This window comes from Paenarthrobacter sp. AR 02, from assembly GCF_021538675.1.
Classification (GTDB): Bacteria; Actinomycetota; Actinomycetes; order Actinomycetales; family Micrococcaceae; genus Arthrobacter.
In genome coordinates, this window is the sequence record NZ_JAJUKH010000001.1 from 902,109 (window position 1) to 917,613 (window position 15,505).

Below are 15,505 nucleotides of genomic sequence, written 5' to 3' on the forward strand. Positions count from 1 at the left end.
AGCATGCTGATGATTCTTTAGGAAGAACCCACGCCGACTTTCACCGGAAACTACGCCAGCTTCGCGGCCAGCAGGAACTCGAACGGCGACTCAATCACAGAACGGATCACCTGGCCGGCTGCCCCCAGAAGCGTTCCGGAATGCTCCAAGCCGGACAATGTCAGGTTCTCCGGATCCAGGAGCCCGGGCGCGTGGCGCTCCAGACTGGCCAACAGGGCTGGTCGCAGCCACTCTCCCAGCACGGCAAAGTGTCCGCCGAGCACTACAGCCTCGATATCCATCAACCGGGCAGAGGAGGCCAGTGCGACTCCCAAGTAACGTCCGGCGTCGTCGACTGCCTTCCTGGCCTGCGGGTCCCGCTGCCGAAGAGCCGCGAGCAGCAACTCAGCGCGCTCCTCCAACGCGCCGGGCGGAATGCCCGCCGCCTCGAATATCGCCTCTTGACCAGCGAAGGTTTCCAGGCACCCCGCCCCGCCACACGAACAGGACGGCCCGTCCGGGTTCACTACGATATGCCCCAACTCTCCCGCGGAGCCACCCGGCCCCGTGTACAGCTCGGACGCGATGATGACGCCGCCGCCTACACCCACTTCTCCGGATACGTAGAGGAAGTCGGCGGGCCCACCTCCATACCAAAGTTCGCCCAGCGCTGCACTGTTGGCTTCATTGGACAACCGCACTCCAAGCGGGGCCCCCTCCAGGAGGGCCCGTGGATTCAACGGCTCATTTTCCCAATGCAAATTGGGGGCGGACAGGACGACGCTTCGCTGCTCGTCCACCAGCCCGGGGACAGCCAGGCCGCCACCGAGGATGGCTATGCCTTCGGCGGCCGCAGCAGCCTTCGCCTCGGCCGCCAAGGCGCCGAGACGCTCCATCACCGTCGCCGGCTCTAAGCCCCGGTTGGGCGACTCAACACTTGCATGGAAGCGCAGGTTGCCACCGAGGTCCACCACGCCTACGGCCAGGTAATCCACGTTGATTTCCATGCCGATCACACCGCGCCGGGAACTGAGCTCCAGGCCCTGGCCAGGCCTCCCCCGCTCACCGTCGCGGTAAAGGCCCACCTCGGCGACCAACCCGGATTCCACGAGGTCGGCGACAAGGCTGGACACCGCGGCCTTGGTGAGCCCGGTCCCGGCGGCAAGCTGCGCGCGGCTGGGCTTGGCGTCGCCCGTCTTGGCAATGGAGTCCAGCACGCGCGAAAGATTACGACGGCGGACATCACCTACGCGCCCCGGCGCGGTTGCGTCAATCACGGGTATGGGACCTCCCTGCGGATTCGAAAAACTTTTTGCCGGCTTCCATTGACCATAATCCATCATCCCCCATATAGTTCAGATTGAAAACTAATTGGAGGGCATCACTTTCCGTCCCTTCCCAGTGCTTTGCAAAGGAGCAAAATGACCCTGCAGCCCACCCCCCAGGACCGTTTCACCTTTGGCCTTTGGACCGTTGGCTGGACTGGCGCGGACCCATTCGGCGTCGCAACCCGCCCGGCCCTGGACCCGGTAGAAGCCGTCCACAAGCTCAGCGAGCTCGGCGCCTACGGCATCACTTTTCACGACAATGACCTGATCCCTTTCGATGCCACCGCCTCCGAACGTGAACTGATCCTGAAGAACTTCAAGGCCGCACTGGCCGAAACCGGCATGAAGACGCCCATGGTCACCACCAACCTCTTCAGCCACCCCGTCTTCAAGGACGGCGGCTTCACGTCGAACGACCGCTCCATCCGTCGCTTCGCCCTGAGCAAGATCCTCCGCAACATCGATCTCGCGGCAGAGCTGGGCGCCGAGACGTTCGTCATGTGGGGCGGCCGCGAAGGCAGCGAATATGACGGCTCCAAGGACCTCTCCGCCGCACTGGACCGCATGAAGGAAGGCGTTGACACAGCGGCCGGCTATATCAAGGAGAAGGGTTACGGCCTCCGGATCGCCCTGGAGCCCAAGCCGAACGAACCCCGCGGCGACATCTTCCTTCCCACGGTCGGCCACGGCCTCGCATTCATCGCGCAGCTTGAACACGGTGACATCGTGGGCCTCAACCCCGAGACGGGCCACGAGCAGATGGCGGGCCTGAACTTCACCCACGGCATCGCACAGGCCCTGTGGGCCGGAAAGCTTTTCCACATCGACCTTAACGGCCAACGTGGAATCAAGTACGACCAAGACCTTGTTTTCGGCCACGGCGACCTCACCAGCGCCTTCTTCACCGTTGACCTTCTGGAGAACGGCTTCCCGAACGGCGGACCGAAGTATGACGGCCCGCGGCACTTCGACTACAAGCCGTCACGCACTGACGGTTACGACGGCGTCTGGGAATCCGCAAAGTCCAACATGTCCATGTACCTCCTGCTCAAGGAACGGGCACTGGCGTTCCGCGCGGATCCCGAAGTTCAGGAAGCACTGGCCACCTCAGGCGTGTTCGAGCTGGGTGAGCCTACTCTTGGCGCGGGCGAGAGCACCGCGGACCTGCTGGCTGATGCCAGCGCTTTCGAAACGTTCGACGCCGACCAGGCCGCGGAGCGCTCGTTCGCCTTCGTCCGCCTCAACCAGTTGGCCATCGAGCACCTCCTCGGCGCCCGCTAAGCCACTCCCGTCCACCACAATCCATGCCGGACGTGCCCTTGTTTTGAGGGCGCGTCCGGTATGTCCTCCAAAGGATTTACCCATGCCACTCGTAGCCGGGATAGACAGCTCCACCCAGTCCTGCAAGGTGATCATCCGGGACTCAGCCACAGGCGCCCTGGTGCGACAAGGCCGGGCTTCCCATCCGGAGGGAAGCGAAGTCCATCCGGACCACTGGTGGACTGCGCTGCTGGAGGCGATCGCGGAGGCGGGTGGCCTGGATGATGTGGACGCCGTCTCCATCGGTGGGCAGCAGCATGGCATGGTGTGCCTGGACGAATCCGGAGACGTTGTTCGCCCGGCCCTGCTGTGGAACGACACACGTTCAGCACCGGATGCCGAGGATCTCATCCGCGAGGCCGGTGATGGCGATTCAGTGGCCGGTGCCGCCCAGTGGGCAAGCAGCACAGGAACCGTGCCGGTCGCTTCATTGACGGCCACCAAGCTGCGTTGGCTGGCCCGCAATGAGCCAGAAAACGCCGCCCGCACGGCCGCAGTATGCCTTCCCCATGATTGGTTGTCCTGGCGCCTGGCAGGCCATGGTCCCGGAACAGGGCCTGCGTCGCTGGACCTTCTCCGGACCGACAGATCCGACGCCTCCGGCACCGGCTACTTTTCGGCCACCGCCGGGGAGTATCTTCCCGAAGTACTCCGGAGCACGCTGGGGCATGTACCGGTTCTGCCTACCGTCGTGGGGCCTTTGGAAGTGGCAGGCAAGACTCCGGACGGTGCCTTGATCGGGCCGGGTGCCGGCGATAACGCTGCCGCGGGCCTGGGTGTCAATGCCGGAGTCGGCGATGTAGTCATATCCATTGGGACATCAGGGACAGTATTCGCCGTCTCGGATGTTTCCTCACGCGACGCCAGCGGGCTGGTGGCTGGTTTCGCTGATGCCACCGGGAATTACCTTCCGCTGGCGTGCACGCTCAACGCCACACGGATTTTTGACTCCACCGCCGCTTTGCTGGGCGTAACGCTCCAGGAACTCGGGGAGCTGGCGTTGACCGCGCCGGAAGGATCCGGCGGACTGACCATGGTGCCGTATTTCGAGGGCGAGCGGACACCCAACCTGCCGAACGCCACCGGCTCGCTCCACGGACTTACCCTCTCCAACTACACCCCCGCCAACCTGGCCAGGGCCGCAGTCGAGGGCGTGCTGTGCTCACTCGCCGATGGCCTGGCAGCCCTCCAGGCCCAGGGTGTCGAAGCCCGGCGCATCATCCTGGTGGGCGGGGGCGCACAATCCGAAGCCGTCCAACAGGTGGCCGCCGCCGCATTCGGGGTTCCGGTCTTCGTGCCGAAGCCGGGCGAGTACGTTGCTGACGGTGCCGCGCGGCAGGCAGCGGGTGTCCTGGCGGGTACGTTGCCTGACTGGCCGGTGGAAGGTGTGAACGTGAGCGCACGGAACGGCGACGCGCCCGCTGCCTTTCTTACGAGGTACCGGCATTACGCCGCAAGGGCGGCCATCGGCTGATCATCGTGGCCAGTGCTCTATCGTGACAGGGTGAGCTCTGAACGAACTGCACCAACCCGCCCGCCGGTTATGGAGGACGTCGCCCGCGTTGCCGGGGTGTCCCATCAGACCGTTTCACGGGTCCTCAACAACCACCCCAACGTGAGTTCCAAGACCCGCGAGCGCGTCGAACAGGCCATCACCGATCTGGGGTACCGCCGCAACGTTGCCGCCCGCAGCTTGGTGACGCGGCGCTCCCAAACCATTGGAGTGCTCGGCAGCGAGCTGGCGCAGTACGGACCATCCCACACGCTGCTGGGCGTTCAGCAGGCTGCGAGGGATGCCGGCTATTTCGTCAGTGTTGCAGGCCTGCGCGAGGTCACCCCGGAAACCATCAAGGACGCCATCGCCCACTTCATGGACCAGGGCGTGGACGGCATTGTGGTGACGGTGCCACACCCTGGAACTTTCGACGTCCTGCGGGACATTACAGCCCAGGTTCCGTTGGTGGCCGTAGGGTCTGTGGGCGATGAGAACCTCAGCGGCGCCACAGTCGACCAACGGCAGGGCGCCCGGTTGGCCGTCCAACACCTTCTGGACCTTGGCCACACGCAGATCGGCCACTTGTCCGGGCCCGCCGATTGGATCGACGCGGCGGCACGCATCGACGGCTGGCGGGACACTTTGGCTGAAGCGGGGCTTAAGCCAGCCACACTGATCGAGGGCGACTGGAGTGCTGAATGTGGTTATCGCGAAGGCCTGAAGATCGCGGCGGAGCGCTCAATGACGGCTCTTTTTGTTGCCAATGACCAGATGGCCCTGGGGGTCCTGCGGGCCTTCAATGAGACCGGCGTCCAGGTTCCCACCGACATCAGCGTGGTGGGATTCGATGACCAGCCGGAATCCGCGTATTTCATTCCGCCCCTGACCACCGTTGCCCAGGACTTCGAAGAGTTGGGCCAGCGCTGCATCGATCTGCTGCTCGAGCACTTGGACAAGGGCACATCGCAGGCGCCGGCGACGGTCACGCCTCGTCTGGTTGTCCGCTCCACCACCGCCCAGGCCCGAACCGCCTAGCCCGGACCCTGCCGAGGGGCAGGCTTAGGGGTTGGCCACGGCCCCCACCAAAACATTGGCGTGAACCTTGCGCCAGCCCTCTGATTCGAGGGCCTTGGTGTCGAACCCGGTTGTTACCAGCTTTACGGTGGGCTGTCCCATGTGGCTGGTGGTTACGATTTCCCGTTCACCGGTAATCCCATCGGAACAAGCCAGCATCCATTGGTCCGGCTTGTCGACGGGGTAGGCAGCGATGCAGGCCGTCGTGCGCTCGGGGCTCTCTGCTGCGAAGTACTTAACCCGGTTGTCCTCGGCCAAAAGCCGGAAGTCTGAAGGCAAGTCAGGCTTTTCGCTCCGAATACCGGCGGGTAGTGCATCTTTTGCCTCGGCGGGCCGTTGTACGGTCGTAATCCCGGAGTAGCCGGAGCACCCGGCAAGCAACCCGGCGAGCAGCAGGAGCGCCACAGCGGCGGCAGCGGACTTCATCTCGCGGTATCTCAATGTTCCCCCAAACAGTTTGTCGTGCCAGCCTACCCGGGAGCGGACTTGGACACAGCGGCGAACCGCTCTTGACATCAAAGTTGTGAGCGCTAACAATTGCATCAGACCTTCTTCACTTTTCCACCCCGAACCCCGGCAATGAGGCCCTGGCCAGCCGGATGGAGACCTCATGAATACCTCAGAAAATTCCCCGCTCGATGAGCAATTCGTCATCGGCGTGGACTACGGCACCCTGTCCGGCCGCGCCGTCGTCGTTCGTGTCTCGGACGGCGCCGAGCTCGGCAGTGGCGTGTTCGAATACCCGCATGCCGTGGTCACGGAAAAGCTTCCCGGCAGCGGCCAGCGCCTGCCCGCCGACTGGGCGCTCCAGGTCCCCAACGACTACCGCGACGTCCTGCGCAATGCTGTACCGGCCGCCGTCGCCGATGCCGGCGTCGACCCGAAGAACGTGGTGGGCATCGCCACTGACTTCACCGCCTGCACCATGGTTCCGACGACGGCAGACGGCACGCCGCTGAACGAACTGGAACGCTTCGCTGACCGACCCCACGCGTTCGTGAAGCTGTGGCGCCACCACGCCGCCCAGCCCCAAGCGGACCGCATCAACCAGCTTGCTGAAAAGCGCGGCGAATCCTGGCTCCCCCGCTACGGCGGCCTGATCTCCTCCGAGTGGGAATTCGCCAAGGGTTTGCAGCTCCTGGAAGAGGACCCCGAAGTCTACGGCGCCATGGACCACTGGGTTGAAGCCGCCGACTGGATTGTCTGGCAGCTGTGCGGAAGCTACGTCCGGAACGCCTGCACCGCCGGATACAAGGGCATTTACCAGGATGGAAAGTACCCGTCGGAAGATTTCCTGGCAGCGCTTAATCCTGACTTCAAGGACTTCGTCAGCAGCAAACTCGAGCACACCATCGGCCGTTTGGGCGAGGCCGCCGGACAGCTCACGGAAGAAGCCGCCGCATGGACGGGGCTTCCGGCAGGGATTGCCGTAGCCGTGGGAAACGTTGACGCGCACGTGAGCGCACCGGCAGCCAATGCCGTGGAGCCCGGGCAGCTTGTTGCCATCATGGGTACTTCCACGTGCCATGTCATGAACGGCGACGTCCTGCGCGAAGTCCCGGGCATGTGTGGCGTCGTCGACGGCGGAATCGTTGACGGCCTGTGGGGCTACGAAGCCGGCCAGTCCGGTGTAGGCGACATCTTCGGTTGGTTCACTAAGAACGGTGTCCCGCCGGAATACCACCAGGCCGCCGCAGCCCAGGGTAGAAGCATCCACGAACATCTCACCGAACTCGCCAAGAAACAGGCCATTGGCGAGCATGGACTCATCGCCCTGGACTGGCACTCGGGCAACCGTTCGGTGCTGGTTGACCACGAACTTTCAGGCATTGTGGTGGGCCAAACCCTGGCCACCAAGCCTGAGGACACTTACCGGGCCCTGCTGGAGGCCACGGCGTTCGGCACCCGCACCATCGTGGATGCCTTCCGCGATTCCGGTGTCCCGGTCAAGGAGTTCATCGTTGCCGGCGGCCTGCTGAAGAACACCTTCCTCATGCAGGTCTACGCGGATATCACCGGCTTGCAACTCTCCACGATCGGTTCCGAGCAGGGCCCCGCGCTCGGTTCGGCCATCCACGCTGCCGTCGCTGCCGGGAAGTACAAGGACATCCGTGAAGCCGCCTCATCCATGGCCGCAGCTCCGGGCGCTGTGTACACGCCCATTCCTGAAAACGTTGCCGCGTACGACGTCCTCTTCCAGGAATACCGGACCCTGCACGACTACTTCGGCCGCGGAACCAACAATGTCATGCACCGACTCAAGGCGATCCAGCGCGAGGTGCAGGGCGCCGCGACGGTGTCCGAACCGGCGTCGAACCCTTCCACTGATGAAGCTGAGCGGGTGTCCGCATGAGCGCGCTCCTGGACACCATCGCGAAGGTCCGCAAGGAAGTCTGTGAGCTCCATGCTGAACTCACCAGGTATGAGCTGGTGGTGTGGACCGCCGGGAACGTCTCGGGCCGCATCCCGGGCCACGACCTGATGGTCATCAAGCCGTCCGGGGTTTCCTACGACGACCTCACACCGGAACTCATGGTGGTCACCGACCTGTACGGCACACCGGTCCGGGGCATGAACACCGGCAGCGCGGGCACCGTTGACTGGGGAAATCCGGATCTTTCGCCGTCGTCGGACACAGCCGCGCACGCCTACGTCTACCGCCACATGCCCGCGGTTGGCGGCGTGGTGCACACGCATTCCACCTACGCCACGGCGTGGGCTGCCCGCGGCGAGGAAATCCCTTGCGTCCTGACCATGATGGGCGACGAATTCGGTGGCCCCATCCCGGTAGGGCCGTTCGCACTGATCGGAGACGATTCGATCGGCCAAGGCATTGTCGAGACGCTCAAAAACTCCAATTCACCAGCGGTGCTGATGCAGAACCACGGGCCGTTCACCATCGGCAAGGACGCCCGGTCCGCGGTCAAGGCCGCTGTCATGTGCGAGGAAGTGGCCCGGACCGTACACATTTCCCGACAGCTGGGCGAACCCCTTCCCATTGACCGGGCCAAGATCGAATCGCTGTACGACCGCTACCAAAACGTTTACGGCCGCTAAGCCCTCAGCAGCCAGCCCGGACAAGAACACAACCCCAGGAGCACTCCCATGGCAAAGGCCAACAACACGTCACTTGAGCAGTACGAGGTCTGGTTCCTCACTGGCAGCCAGCACCTCTACGGCGAGGACGTCCTCAAGCAGGTCGCAGCGCAGTCGCAGGAGATTGCCAACGTCCTCAACGCCAGCAACGACGTCCCGGTCAAGCTCGTCTGGAAGCCGGTCCTTACCGACTCGGACGCCATCCGCCGCACCGCGCTGGAAGCGAACTCCAACGATTCCGTGATCGGCGTGACCGCATGGATGCACACGTTCAGCCCCGCCAAGATGTGGATCCAGGGCCTGGACGCACTGCGCAAGCCCTTGCTGCACCTGCACACCCAGGCCAACCGGGACCTGCCGTGGGCGGACATCGACTTCGACTTCATGAACCTCAACCAGGCAGCCCACGGCGACCGCGAGTTCGGCTACATCCAGTCCCGCCTGGGCGTGCCGCGGAAGACCGTCGTCGGTCACGTATCCAACCCCGAGGTGGCTCGCCAGGTGGGCGCCTGGCAGCGCGCCTCGGCCGGGTGGGCCGCCGTCCGCACGCTCAAGCTCACCCGGTTCGGTGACAACATGCGCAACGTCGCGGTCACCGAAGGCGACAAGACCGAAGCCGAGCTGCGCTTCGGCGTCTCGGTGAACACCTGGTCCGTCAACGAGCTCGCCGACGCCGTCCACGGCGCCGCGGAGTCCGACGTCGACGCCTTGGTTGCCGAGTACGAGCGCCTTTACGAGGTGGTTGACGAACTCAAGGCAGGAGGCGACCGCCACGAGTCGCTGCGCTACAGCGCACGCATCGAGCTGGGACTGCGCAGCTTCCTGGAGGCCAACGGCTCCGCGGCCTTCACCACGTCCTTCGAGGACCTGGGCGAACTGCGCCAGCTCCCCGGCATGGCCGTCCAGCGGCTCATGGCCGATGGCTACGGGTTCGGTGCCGAGGGTGACTGGAAGACCGCCATCCTGGTCCGCGCGGCCAAGGTCATGGGTGGTGACCTGCCCGGCGGTGCATCGCTGATGGAGGACTACACGTACCACTTGGAACCGGGCAGCGAGAAGATCCTGGGCGCTCACATGCTGGAGGTGTGCCCGTCGTTGACCGCCAAGAAGCCGCGCGTGGAGATCCACCCGCTGGGTATTGGCGGCAAGGAAGATCCCGTCCGCATGGTCTTCGACACCGACGCCGGGCCCGGCGTCGTGGTGGCCCTGTCCGACATGCGCGATCGCTTCCGCTTGGTGGCGAACGTGGTGGACGTCGTCGACCTCGACCAACCGCTCCCCAACCTCCCGGTGGCCCGCGCGCTGTGGGAACCCAAGCCCAACTTCGCTACCTCGGCCGCCGCGTGGCTCACCGCCGGCGCGGCGCACCACACGGTATTGTCCACGCAGGTGGGCCTGGAGGTATTCGAGGACTTCGCCGAAATCGCAAAGACCGAACTCCTGACCATCGACCAGGACACCACCATCAAACAGTTCAAGAAGGAACTCGCCTGGAACGCCGCCTACTACAAGCTGGCCGGCGGCCTGTGAGCACTGAATTCACGCTAAGCGCGGGCGGTTACACGGCTGTTGTGACCGCCCGCGCGGCTGCGCTCCGCGTCCTCCGGTTCGATGGGCGTGACCTTATTGTCCCGTTCCCGGCCGGCGGCCCCATCCCGGACTATCGCGGCATCATCGCTGCGCCGTGGCCCAACAGGATCGCGGATGGCAGGTACAGCTTTGACGACGTTGAGTACCAGTTGCCGGTCAACGAACCGGAGCGCGGCACAGCTTTGCACGGCCTCGCCTTCCCGCTCGACTGGGCAATGAAAGAGTCCGACGCCGGTTCGGTCACCTTGACGTGCACGGTAGGTCCGACCGCAGGTTACCCATTCGCCCTGGAACTTTCGGCCCGGTACGAGCTGGACGACTCCGGGCTGCACGCGTCCGTAACGGCAATGAACACTGCTGACGTGGCGGCACCCTACGGAGTCTGCCCGCACCCATACCTAGTGGCCGGTTCGTCGCCGCTCAATGAATGGGTCCTGGATTTCGCCGCGGACTCGTTCCTGGAGGTCACGCCGGACAGGCTGCTGCCGCTTTCATTGGCACCCGTGGCAGGTCATGAGTTCGATTTCCGCGCTCCGCGCGCCATCGGCAGCACCGAGATCGATCACGCCTTTACGGGCATAACGTTCGACGGCGGGCTGGCGCGGTTGTCCGTGCGGGACCCGGCGGGCACCGGCGTCGGGATGTCATGGGACGAAAGCTGCCCATGGCTGCAGATCCACACAGCCGACAAGCCTGCGCCCATCCCCAACCGGATCGGCCTGGCAGTGGAGCCCATGACGTGCCCGCCCGACGCTTTCAACAGCGGAACGGACCTGATCCGGCTTGAGCCCGGGGCTGGACACACAGCGGCGTGGAGCATCTACGCTCTGTAGGCATCCAACCAGGCCGGGCGCTAGCTTCCTGAACCCGCAGTGCTTTGGCGGACCACCAGCTCGGGCGTGAACACCACAGCCCGATGCTTGGTTCCGCCGTTGTCATGCTCCTCTGCCAGGAGTTCGATGGCCGTGCGGCCGAGCGCTTCCGTGGGCTGCCGGATCGAGGACAGCGGCACTACCGCGGAGATGGCGAAGTCGATGTCGTCATAGCCGATCAAAGCAATGTCCTCCGGAATCCGGACTGTCCGCAGCATGGTCAGTGACTGCATGACGCCCAGGGCCAGGAGGTCGTTGGAGCAGAAGACAGCTTCCGGGCGCTTTTCCGGAGAACGTTCCACCAGGCTGTTGCCCACTTTGCGGCCTGTCAGGACGGTCTGCCCCTCGGAGTCGAGCACCTCGATGCTGGCTCCGGAAACTTCGGCGACGGCGCGCTGCGCCCCCTTGAGTCGGCTGGCTACCTGGCGGATGGAGGGTGTGCCAACAAAAGCCAAACGACGGCGGCCAATGTCCAGCAGGTGCTTGGCGGCCAAATATCCGCCTTCCTGGTCATCAACGGAGACTGAGCTGCACCGCTCGGTGTCGGCCAGTTCATCCACCAGGACTGTGGGCACGCCGCGCTCACGCAGGGTATCGATCCGCTGGCCCACATCGCCGACGGGCGAGATCAGCAGGCCCTGGACCCGTTGTTCCTGGAACAAGTCCATGTAGTGCGCTTCGCGGGAAGCGTCCTGGCCGCTGTCGCCTACCAGCACCACGCTTCCAAGGGCCGTAGCTGCATCTTCAGCCGCACGGGCCACGGAGGAGAAGAACGGGTTTCCGACGTCAAGCACGATCAGGCCGATGGTCCGGCTTTGTCCTGCCCGGAGCTGGCGGGCGGCGTCGTTGCGCACGAAACCCAGCTCAGCGATGGACTTGAGGACGCGCTCCTTGGTCCGCTGGGAAACGCGGTCCGGATAATTCAGCACGTTGGAAACAGTCCCCACGGCTACCTGCGCATGGTTGGCGACGTCTTTGATGCTGGCTGTCGTGGACATGCTTTCCGATCTCCGTGGGCCGAAGTCAAAGTGCTGGAAACGCCTTGACACCCTCCCAATTCCGAGGGTAATTTGAATCGTAACAAATGAAACGATTCAAAGACGAGTAACCCGGAGATCCCACATGAGGGTTTGTTTCCGCTCCTCCGTCCAGCCGGAGCTGATGGACGAGTACAAGGAGCGCCACGCGGCTGTCTGGCCGGAGATGCTGTCAGCGCTGAAGAGCGCGGGATGGAACAACTACTCCCTGTTCCTCGCCCCCGATGGCCAGCTGATCGGCTACCTGGAATGCGAAGACTACCGGGCAGCGCAGGCACGCATGGCCCTGACCGGCGTCAATGCCCGTTGGCAGGCCGAGATGGCAACCCTCTTCGCGGGCAGCGACCTCCCACCCGACCAGGGTTTCGAAATCATCGAGGAAGTTTTCAACCTTGAGGATCAATTGGTTGCCGCGGGGATCGTCACAGACCCCACCGGCACCGCACACAAAGACATAGACCCAGCCCACAAACACCCTAAGGAACAAGCATGAACACCACAGAATCGGCCCTTGGCCGCCTCGGGGAACTGGCCATTGAAGTGCCGTCCTGGGCCTACGGCAACTCCGGCACCCGGTTCAAGGTGTTCGGCACCCCGGGTACTCCGCGCACCGTCCAGGAAAAGATCGCCGACGCCGCCAAGGTCCACGAACTCACGGGGCTGGCTCCTACCGTGGCCCTGCACATCCCGTGGGACAAAGTGGACGATTACTCCGCACTCCGCGAATACGCCGAAGGGTTGGGCGTTGGCTTGGGCACCATCAACTCCAATACCTTCCAGGATGACGAGTACAAGTTCGGCTCCCTGACCTCGTCCAACGAATCCGTACGTCGCCAGGCCATCGATCACCACCTGGAGTGCATCGACATCATGCACGCCACCGGGTCCAAGGATTTGAAGATATGGCTGGCTGACGGCACCAACTACCCGGGCCAGGACGATATGCGCGGCCGACAGGACCGCCTCGCCGAATCCTTGCAGGAGATCTACGCAGGCCTCGGTGACCAGCAGCGCCTGGTCCTTGAATACAAGTTCTTCGAGCCCGCTTTCTATCACACCGATGTTCCTGACTGGGGTACCTCGTACGCGCAGACCCTGGCGCTGGGCGAGAAGGCTTTCGTTTGCCTGGACACCGGCCACCACGCCCCGGGAACCAACATCGAGTTCATCGTGATGCAGCTGCTGCGGCTGGGCAAGCTGGGGTCCTTCGACTTCAACTCCCGCTTCTACGCCGACGATGATCTGATTGTTGGCGCCGCCGACCCGTTCCAGCTGTTCCGCATCATGTACGAGGTGATCCGCGGCGGTGGCTTCGGCAAGGAGTCAGGCGTTGCCCTGATGCTGGACCAGTGCCACAACCTGGAAGAGAAGATCCCGGGCCAGATCCGCTCGGTGTTGAACGTCCAGGAAATGACCGCCCGTGCCCTGCTCGTGGATACCGCTGCACTGAACGAAGCCCAGCGTGCCGGGGATGTCCTGGCCGCCAACGGCATCTTCAACGATGCCTTCTACACCGATGTCCGTCCGGTCCTGGCGCAGTGGCGCGAGTCCCGCGGCCTGCCCGCGGACCCGATGGCCGCATATAAGGCCAGCGGATACCAGAAGAAGATCAACGAGGACCGCGCAGGCGGCCAGCAAGCCGGATGGGGCGCGTAAAGGCATGAACATGCAGAACACAGACAACACCACTGTTGAAGAGCTGATCAACCGTTCCAACCGCCTGGGTGCGGACAAGCGGAACACAAACTTCGCTGGCGGCAACACGTCAGCGAAGGGCACCGAGAAGGACCCCGTTACCGGCCAGGACGTCCAGCTTCTCTGGGTCAAGGGCTCCGGCGGCGACCTCGGCACCTTGAAAGCCGAAAACCTCGCTGTGCTCCGGCTCGACCGGCTCCAGGCACTCAAGGATGTTTACCCCGGCGTCGAGCGTGAGGACGAAATGGTGGCCGCCTTCGATTACTGCCTCCACGGCAAGGGCGGCGCAGCGCCGTCGATCGATACCGCAATGCACGGGCTGGTGGACGCTGCCCACGTTGACCACCTGCACCCCGATTCCGGCATCGCCATTGCCGCGGCGGTGGATGGCGAAGCGCTGACGTCCAAGGTCTTCGGTGACAAGGTGGTTTGGGTTCCCTGGCGCCGGCCCGGGTTCCAGCTCGGCCTGGATATCGCCGCGATCAAGGAAGCCAACCCGCAGGCCATCGGCACCATCCTGGGCGGCCACGGCATCACCGCCTGGGGTGCCACATCCGAAGAGGCCGAAGCGAACTCGATGTGGATCATTGAGCAGGCCGAGAATTACATCAAAGCCAACGGCAAGTCCCAGCCTTTCGGTCCTGCCCTGCCCGGTTACGCCGCACTCCCCGAGGCGGAGCGGAAAGCAAAGGCAGCAGCCCTGGCCCCGGTCATCCGCGGCTTGGCCTCCACGGACAAACCGCAGCTGGGGCACTACAGCGATGACGCCGTCGTGCTTGACTTCCTCGCCGCCACCGGGCACCCACGCCTCGCCGCGCTGGGCACTTCCTGCCCGGACCATTTCCTGCGTACCAAGGTCAAGCCCCTGGTCCTGGACCTGCCGGCCGACGCCACCATCGAGGAATCAACCAACCGCCTCAAGGAACTCCACGCCGCCTACCGCGAGGACTACCAGGCGTACTACGACCGCCACGCCGACGAGAACAGTCCGGCCCTCCGTGGTGCGGACCCGGCCATCGTGCTGGTCCCGGGCGTGGGCATGTTCTCCTTCGGCAAGGACAAACAGACCGCACGCGTGGCCGGCGAGTTCTACATCAACGCCATCAACGTGATGCGCGGTGCCGAGGCGATCTCCAGCTACGCCCCCATCGAGGAGTCCGAGAAGTTCCGCATCGAGTACTGGGCACTCGAAGAGGCCAAGCTCGCCCGCATGCCCAAGCCCAAGTCGCACGCCACCCGCATTGCACTGGTGACCGGCGCGGCGTCGGGCATCGGCAAAGCAATCGCCACCCGCTTGGCGTCCGACGGCGCGTGCGTGGTCATTGCCGACCTGAACCTGGAGAACGCCCAAAAGGTAGCCGAGGAATTGGGGGGTTCCGACGTCGCCATCGGCGTCCAGGCGGACGTGACCGACGAAGCCCAGATCGCAGCCGCGATCCAGGAGGCAGTGCTCGCGTTCGGCGGCCTGGACCTGGTGGTCAACAACGCCGGCCTGTCCATCTCCAAGCCGCTGCTGGAAACCACGGAGAAGGACTGGGACCTGCAGCACAACGTCATGGCCAAAGGCTCGTTCCTGGTGTCCAAGGCCGCGGCGAAGGTGATGATCGACCAGGGCCTGGGCGGAGACATCATCTACATCTCCTCCAAGAATTCCGTGTTCGCCGGCCCCAACAACATCGCCTACTCCGCCACCAAGGCAGACCAAGCCCACCAGGTCCGTCTGCTCGCCGCTGAGCTGGGCGATCACGGCATCCGCGTCAACGGCATCAACCCCGACGGCGTGGTCCGCGGCTCCGGGATCTTCGCCGGCGGCTGGGGTGCCAAGCGCGCAGCGGTGTATGGCGTGGACGAGCAGGAGCTGGGCAAGTACTACGCCCAGCGCACGCTCCTCAAGCGCGAAGTCCTCCCGGAGCACGTAGCCAACGCCGCGTCCGTGCTCACCAGCAACGAGCTCTCCCACACCACCGGCCTGCATATTCCCGTGGACGCGGGCGTGGCAGCAGCGTTCCTCCGCTAGGA

The 15,505-nt window shown here is 64.3% G+C and carries 13 protein-coding genes; 10 read left to right on the forward strand and 3 right to left on the reverse strand.

Annotated elements, in window-relative coordinates; all coding sequences use genetic code 11:
• Positions 1–50: 50 nt before the first annotated feature.
• Entirely contained in the window at positions 51–1,319 is a 1,269-nt protein-coding gene (locus LRQ04_RS04230; protein ID WP_235518668.1) for an ROK family transcriptional regulator, read from the reverse strand.
• Positions 1,320–1,400: 81 nt separating this feature from the next.
• Here LRQ04_RS04230 and xylA point away from each other — a divergent pair, with 81 nt between their 5' ends.
• The 3 genes from xylA to LRQ04_RS04245 all read left to right on the forward strand — a co-directional run bounded on the left by xylA (position 1,401) and on the right by LRQ04_RS04245 (position 5,157).
• A complete protein-coding gene (gene xylA, locus LRQ04_RS04235) occupies positions 1,401–2,588 on the forward strand; it encodes a xylose isomerase (protein WP_235517894.1) in 1,188 nt (395 codons plus the stop codon).
• A gap of 82 nt (positions 2,589–2,670) precedes the next feature.
• Positions 2,671–4,101, forward strand: coding sequence for a xylulokinase (gene xylB, locus LRQ04_RS04240; RefSeq protein WP_235517895.1), 1,431 nt, complete (start codon positions 2,671–2,673; stop codon positions 4,099–4,101).
• 69 nt (positions 4,102–4,170) lie between these two features.
• Positions 4,171–5,157: a LacI family DNA-binding transcriptional regulator gene (locus LRQ04_RS04245; RefSeq protein WP_235518670.1), complete on the forward strand. Its 987-nt coding sequence runs from the start codon at positions 4,171–4,173 to the stop codon at positions 5,155–5,157.
• A gap of 24 nt (positions 5,158–5,181) precedes the next feature.
• Here LRQ04_RS04245 and LRQ04_RS04250 read toward each other — a convergent pair whose 3' ends face one another.
• Positions 5,182–5,622 (reverse strand): hypothetical protein, encoded by a 441-nt coding sequence (locus LRQ04_RS04250; RefSeq protein WP_235517897.1) that lies wholly within the window; start codon positions 5,620–5,622, stop codon positions 5,182–5,184.
• A 184-nt stretch (positions 5,623–5,806) separates the two neighbouring features.
• On the opposite strand from LRQ04_RS04250, the gene araB reads away from it, so the two are divergent.
• From araB to LRQ04_RS04270, 4 genes are read left to right on the forward strand one after another with little or no spacing between them, the layout of a single operon-like run.
• Complete coding sequence (gene araB, locus LRQ04_RS04255) at positions 5,807–7,549, forward strand: ribulokinase (RefSeq protein ID WP_235517899.1); 1,743 nt, start codon at positions 5,807–5,809, stop codon at positions 7,547–7,549.
• Positions 7,546–8,253: an L-ribulose-5-phosphate 4-epimerase gene (locus tag LRQ04_RS04260; RefSeq protein ID WP_235517900.1), complete on the forward strand. Its 708-nt coding sequence runs from the start codon at positions 7,546–7,548 to the stop codon at positions 8,251–8,253. Before araB ends, LRQ04_RS04260 begins: the two co-directional genes overlap by 4 nt.
• Before the next feature lie 48 nt (positions 8,254–8,301).
• Positions 8,302–9,822 carry an L-arabinose isomerase gene (gene araA / locus LRQ04_RS04265; RefSeq protein ID WP_235517902.1) on the forward strand — a complete coding sequence of 507 codons (1,521 nt, stop codon included), beginning with the start codon at positions 8,302–8,304 and terminating at the stop codon, positions 9,820–9,822.
• Positions 9,819–10,715, forward strand: a complete 897-nt coding sequence (locus LRQ04_RS04270) for an aldose 1-epimerase family protein (protein ID WP_235517904.1) — start codon at positions 9,819–9,821, stop codon at positions 10,713–10,715. The genes araA and LRQ04_RS04270 overlap by 4 nt, the downstream gene beginning before the upstream one ends.
• A gap of 20 nt (positions 10,716–10,735) precedes the next feature.
• Here the strand turns inward: LRQ04_RS04270 and LRQ04_RS04275 are convergent, their stop codons facing one another.
• The gene (locus LRQ04_RS04275) at positions 10,736–11,752 is read right to left on the reverse strand and encodes a LacI family DNA-binding transcriptional regulator (RefSeq protein WP_235517908.1); all 1,017 of its coding nucleotides are present in this window, start codon (positions 11,750–11,752) and stop codon (positions 10,736–10,738) included.
• Between the two features lie 124 nt (positions 11,753–11,876).
• Here LRQ04_RS04275 and LRQ04_RS04280 point away from each other — a divergent pair, with 124 nt between their 5' ends.
• From LRQ04_RS04280 to LRQ04_RS04290, 3 genes are read left to right on the forward strand one after another with little or no spacing between them, the layout of a single operon-like run.
• Positions 11,877–12,284 (forward strand): L-rhamnose mutarotase, encoded by a 408-nt coding sequence (locus LRQ04_RS04280; protein WP_235517910.1) that lies wholly within the window; start codon positions 11,877–11,879, stop codon positions 12,282–12,284.
• Positions 12,281–13,447 carry an L-rhamnose isomerase gene (gene rhaI, locus LRQ04_RS04285; protein WP_235517911.1) on the forward strand — a complete coding sequence of 389 codons (1,167 nt, stop codon included), beginning with the start codon at positions 12,281–12,283 and terminating at the stop codon, positions 13,445–13,447. The genes LRQ04_RS04280 and rhaI overlap by 4 nt, the downstream gene beginning before the upstream one ends.
• Before the next feature lie 4 nt (positions 13,448–13,451).
• A complete protein-coding gene (locus LRQ04_RS04290; RefSeq protein ID WP_235517913.1) occupies positions 13,452–15,503 on the forward strand; it encodes a bifunctional aldolase/short-chain dehydrogenase in 2,052 nt (683 codons plus the stop codon).
• Positions 15,504–15,505: the final 2 nt, after the last annotated feature.